11 protein-coding genes and 1 other RNA gene are annotated in these 10,585 nt (G+C 34.4%); 1 reads left to right on the top strand and 11 read right to left on the bottom strand.

Going from position 1 to position 10,585, the window contains the following annotated elements:
• Nucleotides 1-635: 635 nt before the first annotated feature.
• From BM077_RS10015 to ssrS, 10 genes are all read right to left on the bottom strand, one after another.
• Complete coding sequence (locus tag BM077_RS10015; protein ID WP_089749923.1) at nt 636-1,097, bottom strand: cytochrome c-type biogenesis protein; 462 nt, start codon at nt 1,095-1,097, stop codon at nt 636-638.
• A 295-nt stretch (nt 1,098-1,392) separates the two neighbouring features.
• Nucleotides 1,393-2,478 carry a tRNA 2-thiouridine(34) synthase MnmA gene (mnmA, locus tag BM077_RS10010; protein WP_089749921.1) on the bottom strand — a complete coding sequence of 362 codons (1,086 nt, stop codon included), beginning with the start codon at nt 2,476-2,478 and terminating at the stop codon, nt 1,393-1,395.
• Nucleotides 2,479-2,518: 40 nt separating this feature from the next.
• On the bottom strand, nt 2,519-2,926 hold the full coding sequence (nifU, locus tag BM077_RS10005) for a Fe-S cluster assembly scaffold protein NifU (RefSeq protein ID WP_089749919.1): 408 nt from the start codon (nt 2,924-2,926) through the stop codon (nt 2,519-2,521).
• Between the two features lie 49 nt (nt 2,927-2,975).
• Nucleotides 2,976-4,145: a cysteine desulfurase NifS gene (gene nifS / locus BM077_RS10000; protein ID WP_176941695.1), complete on the bottom strand. Its 1,170-nt coding sequence runs from the start codon at nt 4,143-4,145 to the stop codon at nt 2,976-2,978.
• A 25-nt stretch (nt 4,146-4,170) separates the two neighbouring features.
• Complete coding sequence (locus BM077_RS09995) at nt 4,171-4,629, bottom strand: RrF2 family transcriptional regulator (protein ID WP_089749918.1); 459 nt, start codon at nt 4,627-4,629, stop codon at nt 4,171-4,173.
• A gap of 191 nt (nt 4,630-4,820) precedes the next feature.
• A complete protein-coding gene (locus tag BM077_RS09990; protein ID WP_089749916.1) occupies nt 4,821-5,435 on the bottom strand; it encodes a YczE/YyaS/YitT family protein in 615 nt (204 codons plus the stop codon).
• Nucleotides 5,435-6,061, bottom strand: coding sequence for an IMPACT family protein (locus BM077_RS09985; RefSeq protein ID WP_089749914.1), 627 nt, complete (start codon nt 6,059-6,061; stop codon nt 5,435-5,437). The genes BM077_RS09990 and BM077_RS09985 overlap by 1 nt, the downstream gene beginning before the upstream one ends.
• Nucleotides 6,062-6,128: 67 nt before the next feature.
• Complete coding sequence (locus BM077_RS09980) at nt 6,129-7,457, bottom strand: AAA family ATPase (RefSeq protein ID WP_089749911.1); 1,329 nt, start codon at nt 7,455-7,457, stop codon at nt 6,129-6,131.
• A gap of 5 nt (nt 7,458-7,462) precedes the next feature.
• Nucleotides 7,463-8,050, bottom strand: coding sequence for a 5-formyltetrahydrofolate cyclo-ligase (locus BM077_RS09975; protein WP_089749909.1), 588 nt, complete (start codon nt 8,048-8,050; stop codon nt 7,463-7,465).
• Nucleotides 8,051-8,165: 115 nt separating this feature from the next.
• Nucleotides 8,166-8,343, bottom strand: a non-coding RNA gene (ssrS, locus tag BM077_RS09970) — 6S RNA.
• Between the two features lie 156 nt (nt 8,344-8,499).
• Between ssrS and BM077_RS09965 the strand changes: the two genes are divergently transcribed.
• Entirely contained in the window at nt 8,500-8,790 is a 291-nt protein-coding gene (locus BM077_RS09965; protein WP_089749906.1) for a hypothetical protein, read from the top strand.
• A 1-nt stretch (nt 8,791) separates the two neighbouring features.
• Here the strand turns inward: BM077_RS09965 and aspS are convergent, their stop codons facing one another.
• Nucleotides 8,792-10,585, bottom strand: coding sequence for an aspartate--tRNA ligase (gene aspS, locus BM077_RS09960; RefSeq protein WP_089749903.1), 1,794 nt, complete (start codon nt 10,583-10,585; stop codon nt 8,792-8,794).

Genomic DNA, 10,585 nt, shown 5'->3' with positions numbered 1-10,585 from the left:
TACAGACAATGTTTAGTTTTCAAAGACCAACTTTTTTGTTAATCAAAATCATTAATATATAATGAAGATTTAATGATTTGACTTGTTAAAATGAATTTTAAATTTTGCTGTCACTTTTTCAGCGACATTTAAAATTTTATCACACTCATCAAAACTTGTCAAGATAATTTTAAAAATAATTTTGCTAGACAAGTTATAATCTGTCGCATTTCTTCAAGCGACAATTAACAGTGTAACAAAACTTTCGGAACTTGTCAAGAGAAACTTTAAAATGTTTTCTCTTGCTCACGCTAACAATTTATAATTAACAACAACCTTTGACAACTATCTTTAATCTTTTGATTTTAAAATTGTCAATAGTCAATCGTCAACTGTCAATTGCTCAAGCGACAAGAAATAGTGTAACAAATTCTTTGAAAAGTGTCAAGAGAAAAATTAAATACTTTTCTTTCCTTATCGCCACAGACTTTCTTCAAACGACGTTTAACAGTATAGCAAAACTATTAAAACATGTCAAGAAGAATTTTAATCAAAAGAATATCATTTTAGTTAAATTTATTTTAGTATATGTTAATCTATATTTAAAATTCTCTGAATTAAAAAAGAGTGACTATTTTAGTCACTCTTTAAAGTAGTTATAAGTACTTTTTAATTTCTTCCTCAATCTGCTCATCATATTCTTCTACTTCACTATTGTCTAACGATTTTTTCGATTTGGACTTAGATGATAAAACTCCTTTTTTAATGAACATCCATACTAAAAAACCGCTAATTAATATGATAATTCCAGGTATAACCCAAGCAATTAAATCAAAGCCTTTTTTGGGAGGAGAAGCTAATATAGTGTTCCCATACTTCTTGACATAGTTCTTTATAATTTCATCTTTAGTCATGCCTTGGTCTATCATCTTTTGGATATCACTACGCATTTGTGCTGCATCAGCACATTCGCAACTATATAAAGTCATGTTACACCCACAATAACACATTAACCCTTTCTCTACCTCGCTAACTGTTGTAGCTGTTGCAACAACATTAATAACAAAAAGAGAAACAATTAACACTAATAATATTAAACACTTTTGTCTTCTTGACAAATCATTCACCCCCTTCCTTTAGTCTAAAGAAGGTATTTTCTTTCATCATTAAAAATATTCTACCCCTCACCCCTAAAACCCTTCTTTAAGTTACATCTTTCACTTTGACCATTTTATGAACAAAAGACAATTATATTATATTAAACAATTATGATGAAATTATGAAATTTAAAGAATAGATTAATTATACTTGAAATTTAGTTATAAAATATGCTTATATATAAACAAAAAGTAAGCACTAGAGGAATACTCTTCCCCATAGTACTTACTTGAATTCTATATATTAACTATAATGTTATTTTAATTCCTTTTCTATTATTCCTCCACCAACTAAGATATCATCTTGATAGAATACTACTGCTTGACCAGGAGTAATTGCTCGTTCTTGCTCTACAAACTTAACTTTAATTTTACCATCAGTCAGTGGATAAATTGTGGCTGGTGATGGTGTGACATTATATCTAATTTTAGCTTCTACTTCCATAGGTTCCTTTAGCTGCGAAATAGAAACCCAATTAAGTTGATCAGCAACTAGTGTATCACCAAATACATCTTCATTATCACCAACAATAACCGCATTCCTTTCTGAATCTAAAGCTACTACATATAATGGCTTATGATAAGCAAGTCCCAACCCTTTTCTCTGTCCTATAGTATAGAAAGGAAGTCCTTCATGCTCTCCTAATTTGTTCCCTTCTAAATCAAGGATAGGCCCTGGGCTAGCTATTTCTGAATGCTTTTCTTTAATATACCCTTGATAATCATCATCTGGAATGAAACAAATCTCTTGACTATCAGGCTTATCATATACATCTAAGTTGAATTCTTTAGCCATCTCTCTGGTTTTAGTCTTCTTAAAATCTCCTAAGGGCATTAAAGTATGTGCTAATTGGTTTTGAGTCATTCCATATAAAGCATAAGTTTGATCTTTATGTTCATCTTGTGCTTTTTTAATCAAATGCCTTCCCTCAGGATTATGTTCTATTCGAGCATAATGACCCGTTGCCATATAATCTGCATCTAATTCTAAAGCTTTTTTTAAAAAAACTTCTGATTTAATCTCTTGGTTACACATAATACAAGGATTAGGTGTTCTAGCTTTAGCATATTCATCAACAAAGTAGTCAATTACCTTATTAGCAAATACATCTTCAAAATTAACTACATAAAATGGAATATCTAATTTATATGCTACTCTTCTAGCATCCTCTACAGCCGATAACGAACAACAACCTCCATCATCTGGAGATGGTTGATCTGAAGGCCATATCTGCATCGTAATTCCTATTACATCATATCCTCTATCTTTTAACAAAGCAGCAGTTAAAGAACTATCTACACCACCACTCATTGCCACTACTACTCTCTTTTGTGTTGCCATCTTTAAATCACCTTTTCTATTTCAACACTATCTATAAATTTTAACCTGGCATGTCCTCACAATCATCACAAACATTATTTTCTTCTATTCCTAAGTAATTATCAATTGCTTTTTGTAATGCATCAGCAGCTAAGTTAGAACAGTGCATCTTTTCTGGTGGTAAACCATCTAGAGCTTCTGCTACTCTTTTATTAGTTAATTCTCTTGCTTCTTCAATCGATTTTCCTTTAACAATTTCTGTCGTAATACTACTAGTAGCTACCGCTGCACCACATCCAAAGGTCTTAAATTTTATATCTTTAATCTCTTCATTTTCATTTACTTTAATATAAATTTTCATTATATCTCCACAAGTAGGATTACCTACTTCCCCTATACCATCAGCTGCTTCAATCTCTCCTACATTGCGCGGATTTTGAAAATGATCCATAACCTTATCAGAATACATATCTATCAACTCCTCTTTAGTCTTTCACACAATTAATTTATTATTCTTATTACTTCTGATTATAGATTGGAGACATAGCTCTTAACTTATCAACTATTGCTGGTAACTTCTCCAAGACATAATCAACGTCTTCTTCTGTATTATACTTACCTAAACTTAGGCGCAATGACCCATGTGCCACTTCGTGAGATAATCCCATAGCTAATAATACATGGGATGGGTCTAATGAGCCTGAAGTGCAAGCTGAACCACTTGAAGCGGCTATATCTTCTAAATCTAAATTAAGTAATAATGATTCTCCCTCAATGTAACGAATACTAAAGTTAACATTATTCGGTAAACGCTTAGTTGGATGTCCATTCAAAATTACTTCATCAATCTCTGCTTTAATCCCGTTAATTAACTTATCCCGCAACTTAATCATCTTTTCTCTCTTTTCATCTAACTCTTCTAATGCTATCTCGGCTGCTTTACCTAAACCGACAATAGCCGGTACATTTTCAGTACTAGCTCTCCTACCCCTTTCTTGCGCACCCCCATGCATAAAGGAAGTAAGTTGAGTGCCCTTTCTGATATAAAGTGCTCCTATGCCTTTTGGCCCATTAAATTTATGGCCTGACAAAGCAAGTAAGTCCGCATTCAGTTCATTGACATCCACAGGAATTGAGCCCACTGCCTGAACAGCATCAGTATGAAAATAAATATCATTTTTCTGAGCAATTTGTCCTATTTCTGCAATCGGTTGAATACTTCCTACTTCATTATTTGCTAACATAATACTAATTAATATCGTATCATCAGTAATTGCTTCTGCTACATCAATTGGGTTAACTAAACCATTTTCATCAACTGGTAGATATGTTACTTCAAAATCATGATACTCCTCTAAATATTCACAAGTATGTAGTACAGCATGGTGTTCTACAGCTGAGGTAATAATGTGGTTCCCTTGTTCTTTGTTCTTCATTGCTACTCCTTTAATAGCTAAATTATCAGCTTCTGTACCTCCACTAGTAAACACAATCTCTGCTGCATCATCAGCTCCAATTAATTGAGCAACCTTTTCTCTAGCATCCTCAACAGTATTCTTAGCTTCTCTACCGAATGAATAGATACTAGAAGGATTTCCGAAATTTTCATTGAAATATGGTTCCATTGCCTCTACAACTTCAGATGCAGTAGGAGTTGTAGCAGCATTATCTAAATAGACCCGCTTCATCTTTGCAATTCCCCCTTGATTAGTTTTAAATATGGTATAAATAACCGTGATGTCCATCCTTCTGTTTAGCATTAATAGCTTCTTGACGCAAATCTTCTAAACTAATTGAATCTAGAACTTCATTAATACTCTCTTGCAGTTGTTTCCAGATCAAACGAGTTATGCACTCTTCTATATTTTCACAATCCTTTTCTACATCTTCAGCTACACAATCAGATGGTGCAATAGGCCCTTCTAATGCTCTAATAATATCCCCAATAGTAATCTCTGGTGGTTCCTTAGCTAACAAGTATCCACCATGAGCACCACGGACACTATTCACTAAACCTGATTTACGAAGCACAGCTATTAACTGTTCTAAGTAATGTTCAGAAATATTCTGTCTTTCAGCTATACTACGCAATGGAGTAGTTCCTTCGCCATAATGTAGAGCCAAATCAAACATCGCTCGCACCCCATAACGCCCTTTAGTAGATAGCTTCATTTAATTCCTCCTTTTAATCCCGACTATTTTTGTTGGTTTTCTAGCATAATATTAACATAAGAATTATAGTTTGTCAATAACTTAAAATAAAATTATAAAAAAGTTAATGCTTTATTTGCAATAAAGCATTAACTTCTAATTTAGTTAAACTACATCTATATTATTTACTATTTTCAAAAAATTTATTTTCATTATAAATTAGCCCGGATAGCTGACTTTCTAGAGAGATTCTCCATTAAGTCTAATGAAAAACCAACTACTGGTCCAATTCCTATCGCAATACAGACAGTTCCGATTCCAACTGGACCTCCTAAAAAGTAGCCTAGAATCAAAATTGCTAATTCCATTCCACTTCTTACCCATTGAATGTTTATATCTAATTTTCTATCTAAAGCCATCATCAAACTATCTCGTGGTCCAGTTCCACAATGGGATGATATATAAATCCCGGCACCTAAACCAAAAAGAATCGTTCCTGCTATTAAATAAATATACCGATAACCTAAAATTGTTGGTTCAGGAATAACTGTCATTACAAAATCAATCATAAAACCAACTAAAAGCATATTAATTACAGTACCTATATTGGGTTTGATCTGTCCTAGTATATAACTAAGAGTAATGACTATTAAACCAGTTAACTGACTCGCCCTACCTACCGTCAATACATCAAAATATTTTGTTAAACCAATATGAAATACATCCCACGGAGATACTCCTAAATCTGCTTTAATAGTTAATACAATCCCAATACTAACTATAAATAAGCCAATTACAAATATAGACCACTTCTTTATCTTTTGCATTATCTAAACTCCTCTCCTATAGTACGAAATCTAGCTTGACCTCTAGTAGCTTCTACCATTCTATCTTTAAATGCCTCTAAATAGCTTGGTTTCATTGCCGCTATAATCTCTACTCCATCGTTAGTATAATTAGTATCTTTAACTTTGCCTTGCTTTCCTGATAAGTCATTAATCACCTGTCCCATAGCATCATATGATACAGAAATACCGATAGTTAAATAACGTTCTTTTTCTATTATTCCCGCTTCTCTAATTACCTCGCGTCCGCTTTGCCCATAGGCACGAATCAAACCTCCAATCCCATGTTTAACTCCGCCAAAGTAACGAGTGACTACAATTACTATATTAATCACTTCTTCTCCCTCAATTGCCTTCAAAACCGGAGGGCCCGATGATCCCGCCGGTTCTCCATCGTCATTTGCTCTTTTAATTGCTTGATCTCCTAAACCAATCTTAAATGCATAAACATTATGAGTAGCATCAGCAAATTCCTCTGAAACTTTATTTATAAAATCTTCAGCTTCTTTTACGCTTTTAACATTAGCTGCTGAAGTTATAAATTTGCATTTTTTGATAGTCCGTTGTATTCTGTAATCCTTAGCTATTGTTTTATAATTATCGCTCATGTTGATTCACCTCAATCATAGGATAATGCCTGTAAATTATTGAAGTTTAGTTACATACTGTCGTTACCTAATCTTTTTTCTTATTCCCTACCTTTAGCCAAAATTGCTTAATCTCTTCTTCGTAGCCCTGGTCTCCAGGATGATAAAATTCTTCTTTAACTAATTCATCTGGTAAGTACTGCTGTTCTACATAATTATCCTGATAATGATAAGGATACTTATATCCTTTACCATGACCTAATTTCTTAGCACCTTTATAATGAGCATCACGAAGGTGGTCAGGTATTCCTGAGGAATTCTGATTGCGAACAGTACTTATCGCTTTATCTATTCCTCTGATAATAGCATTACTCTTCGGAGCAGTCGCAATGTAGACTGCTGCCTCGGCTAAGGGAATACGAGCTTCTGGTAGCCCCACATACTCTACAGCGTCAGCGGCAGCATTAGCAATTACTAATGCTTGCGGGTCTGCTATACCTACATCTTCAGCAGCGTGTACAATCATTCGCCGAGCAATAAATCTAGGGTCTTCACCGGCTTCTAACATTTTGGCTAACCAATATAATGTAGCATCAGGATCTGAACCACGCATGCTTTTGATAAAAGCTGAGACTGTATCATAATGATTATCTCCTGCTTGGTCATAATCTAAAGATCGTTGCTGAATAGATTCTTCTGCTACTTCTATTGTAATATCTTTAACTCCATCTTTCTTAGTTGGTGTAGTTAAGACTGCTAATTCTAAGGCATTTAGAGCCGATCTGGCATCCCCTCCGGCTACATCTATAATATGTTCTAATGCTTCTTCTTTTAAATGAACTTTATATTCACCTAGACCTCTAGTTTCATCTTTTAGTGCATTTAATAAAATTTGCTTCAAGTCTTCTCTTTTAAGTAGTTCTAATTGAAATATCCTTGACCTAGAAACTAAAGGTGAATTAACTTCAAAATAAGGATTCTCAGTAGTAGCTCCAATTAAGATAATCGTCCCTTTTTCAACTGCTGGCAAAAGAGCATCTTGTTGTGATTTATTGAATCGGTGAATCTCATCGATAAAGAGGATCGTCTGTTGCTGATACATACCTTTCCTCTCTCTAGCTTGTTTAATTACTCGTCTAATATCTTTAACCCCGGAAGTAACAGCATTCAGTTTTTCAAATTCAGAACTAGTAGTATTAGCAATAATCATAGCTAAGGTAGTTTTTCCTGTGCCCGGTGGACCATAGAAGATTAAAGACTGCAAACGATCAGCTTGAATAGCCCTCCGTAATAACTTGCCTTCACCCACAATCTTACTTTGACCAATAAATTCATCTAAACTTCGTGGTCGCATCCTATCGGCCAAAGGAGATGTAGCTGCTATTTCATCTTGTGCACTATGAGTAAATAGATCCATTATAGTCACCCTATAACTCTTTCTTCTGTTAAGACTTTATCAACTGGTAAGTCATATTCACCAGTAATAACTTCATCTACAATTTGGATTTCAAAAGCTAATGCCGCTCTCATTACATTATCATCTAGCTTAGCTGAAAATCGATCATAGTAGCCTCCACCGTAGCCTAAACGGTTACATTCTTCATCAAAGGCAACCCCAGGAACTACAACAAAGTCAAGTTTCTTGTATTTTACTGGTCTAATATACTCTTTTTTCGGTTCTAAAATGTCATATGTACCTAATTCTAATTCTTGGTCATAGTCTTTTAGTTCAGATAATAATAATGACCTATCTTCTACTTGGCTAATGGGTACAAGTACTCTCTTACCCAACTTTAATGCTTCTTTAATCATAAACTCAGTCTTCACTTCATTTCTAAAATCTATGTAAAACATAATTACTTCTGCTTCCTGAAACTCTTTTAATTCAAATAGCTTCTTTTTGATCTCCATACTTTTACCCAATAACTCTCTATCAGTTAATCTTTGTCGATAATTTAATACCTTCTCTCTCTGTTCTGCTTTTGCTTCTTGTACCTTCTTATCAGACATCATACCACTCCTTGTTGGCTTAATTTGGAAGTCAATCTACATTTATCATATCAAATTTTAAAAGTAGTTGTCAATAAAAAAACTGGTTCTCATTTTAGAACCAGTTTTAAAAATAGAATGTCCCACCATGCCGTATGGACTTATGATTTTGCTCCCTGTCTACAAAGTGGGTGCCCTCCCACCTGATTTGTATGTCCACTCTATGGAGGCATATACGCCACAGATGGAGTCCAGGCTCCCTGTGTGTTGGTGTTGGGCAAAATATAATATCCCCACGTACACGGCAGAACAAGATTGGTTTTTGCTGTTTTTTAACTTAATTAAATAATATCATAACCCAACCTAAATTGCAAACACCAAAAAATGTAATTTCATTATATCGTATAGCATATATTCCTGCCCCCTCACATATTATGTATTGAAAGACTAATAAATGAGAGGTGACTACTATGGTTTTAGAATCGCTATCTACAGTTCTTTTACTTGCTATCTTAGTAGAAATGGTTACTAATACATTCAAATCAATCTTTTCTATTAAAGGTAGTCGTAGCAAAATGATTGCCGTAATGATTGGTATAACAGTCTGTATTAGTACTCAAATTGGCATCTTGCATAAATTAGATGTCGATATCTATTATGATGTTATCGATTATATTATCACTGGGATTATTATTTCTCGTGGTTCTCATGCTATTCATGATATCTCATCTGGATTAAAGAATCATCTTCAAAAGAAATAAATTATTCAAGTTCGATTTCATCCTCTTCTTCAATCTCTAAGTGTAGCTCTTCTAACTGTCTCTCTTCTACATTAGAAGGGGCTTCAGTTAGTAGACAAGTTGCATTCTGCGTTTTAGGAAAAGCAATTACATCACGAATAGATTCTAATCCTCCTAATAACATCACTAATCTGTCTAATCCAAAAGCAATTCCGCCATGCGGTGGAGTACCATATTCAAAAGCTTCTAATAAGAACCCAAACTTTTCATCAATCTCTTCTTCATCTAAGTCAAGAATTTTAAATATCTTCTCTTGTAAATCGCGATTATGAATTCTCACACTACCTCCGCCAATTTCTACTCCATTTAAGACTAAGTCATAAGCTTTAGCCCTAACTTCCGTAGGCTGATCATCTAATAGATCGATATCCTCATCTTGTGGCGCTGTAAATGGATGATGTAAAGATATTAATCTGCCTTCATCTTCATCCTCTTCTAATAATGGGAAGTCAGTAATCCAGACAAAGTTAAACTCATCTTTATCAATCAAATCTAATTTTCGTGCTAATCTCTGTCTTAAGTTACCTAAAGCAGCTGCTACAACTTTTGGCTTGTCAGCTACAAATAATAATAAGTCTCCTTCTTCTGCTCCCATCTTATCTAAGATCTTTTCTAATTCCCCTTCACTTAAGAATTTAGTAATTGGAGAATTAATGCCATCTTCTTTAAGTGCAATCCAAGCCAGTCCTTTAGCTCCATAGATACCTACATAGTCAGTTAAATCATCTAGGTCTTTACGAGAAAAGTCTGCACAACCTTTAGCATTAATTCCTTTTACTTGACCACCATTAGCAACGGTTCCGCTAAAGACTTTAAATTCTGCATCTGCTACTATACCAGAAATATCGATCAATTCCAAGTCAAATCGCAAGTCTGGTCGATCACTACCATACTTCTCTATGGCTTCTTGATAACTCATCCTTGGAAATTCATCAACAACTTCAACATCAGCAAGAGCAAAGATTTCCTGCATCATACCTTCCATTAATGACATAATATCTTTTTGACTTATAAAGGACATCTCTAAATCTATCTGAGTAAATTCTGGCTGTCTATCGGCCCGTAAATCTTCATCTCTAAAACATCTTACAATCTGATAGTACCTTTCCATACCAGAAACCATTAATAACTGTTTAAACAATTGAGGTGACTGTGGTAACGCATAAAACTTACCAGGATTAACTCGGCTAGCTACTAAATAATCTCTAGCCCCCTCAGGAGTACTCTTAGTCAGCATTGGTGTTTCAATCTCTAAGAAATCATGTTTATCTAAGTAATTTCGAACTAACTTCTTTACTTTATGTCTTAAGATTAAATTCTGCTGCATAGTTGGCCGTCGCAGGTCTAAATATCTATATCTTAACCTTAAATCTTCTCCTACTTCTGACTCTTCAGCAATCTGTAGTGGTGGCGTTTCAGCAGCATCTAAAATCTCTAATTTTTTAACATGAACTTCTACCTTTCCCGTTGCCAAATCAGGATTAACTGTTCCTTCTGGTCTTGCTACTACTTCACCCACAACAGCAATTACATACTCTTTTCGTAATTCTTCGGCTTTTTCAAATGCAGCCTCAGAATCTTCTGGATTAAATACCACCTGTACCATGCCAAAACGATCTCTTAGATCTGCAAAGATTAACCCTCCATGATCACGACGACGTTGTACCCAGCCCATTAAGGTCACTTCTTCTCCTACTTGGTCTTCACCTAATGCTCCACAATAATAATTTCTCTTTAACTCTTTCATAGTTGCCAT

Source organism: Candidatus Frackibacter sp. WG13 (assembly GCF_900114655.1).
Classification (GTDB): Bacteria; Bacillota; Halanaerobiia; order Halobacteroidales; family Acetohalobiaceae; genus Frackibacter.
This window is presented reverse-complemented; position numbering and strand designations above follow the sequence as displayed.

Excerpts from the sequence above, each read along its gene's own strand:
- mnmA (WP_089749921.1), bottom strand. The coding sequence starts at position 2,478 with ATGGCAACACAAAAGAGAGTAGTAGTGGCAATGAGTGGTGGTGTAGAT.
- BM077_RS09965 (WP_089749906.1), top strand. The coding sequence starts at position 8,500 with ATGGTTTTAGAATCGCTATCTACAGTTCTTTTACTTGCTATCTTAGTA.
- BM077_RS09980 (WP_089749911.1), bottom strand. The coding sequence starts at position 7,457 with ATGGATCTATTTACTCATAGTGCACAAGATGAAATAGCAGCTACATCT.
- BM077_RS09985 (WP_089749914.1), bottom strand. The coding sequence starts at position 6,061 with ATGAGCGATAATTATAAAACAATAGCTAAGGATTACAGAATACAACGG.
- nifU (WP_089749919.1), bottom strand. The coding sequence starts at position 2,926 with ATGTATTCTGATAAGGTTATGGATCATTTTCAAAATCCGCGCAATGTA.
- BM077_RS09975 (WP_089749909.1), bottom strand. The coding sequence starts at position 8,050 with ATGTCTGATAAGAAGGTACAAGAAGCAAAAGCAGAACAGAGAGAGAAG.
- nifS (WP_176941695.1), bottom strand. The coding sequence starts at position 4,145 with ATGAAGCGGGTCTATTTAGATAATGCTGCTACAACTCCTACTGCATCT.
- BM077_RS09990 (WP_089749916.1), bottom strand. The coding sequence starts at position 5,435 with ATGCAAAAGATAAAGAAGTGGTCTATATTTGTAATTGGCTTATTTATA.
- BM077_RS09995 (WP_089749918.1), bottom strand. The coding sequence starts at position 4,629 with ATGAAGCTATCTACTAAAGGGCGTTATGGGGTGCGAGCGATGTTTGAT.
- aspS (WP_089749903.1), bottom strand. The coding sequence starts at position 10,585 with ATGGCAACTATGAAAGAGTTAAAGAGAAATTATTATTGTGGAGCATTA.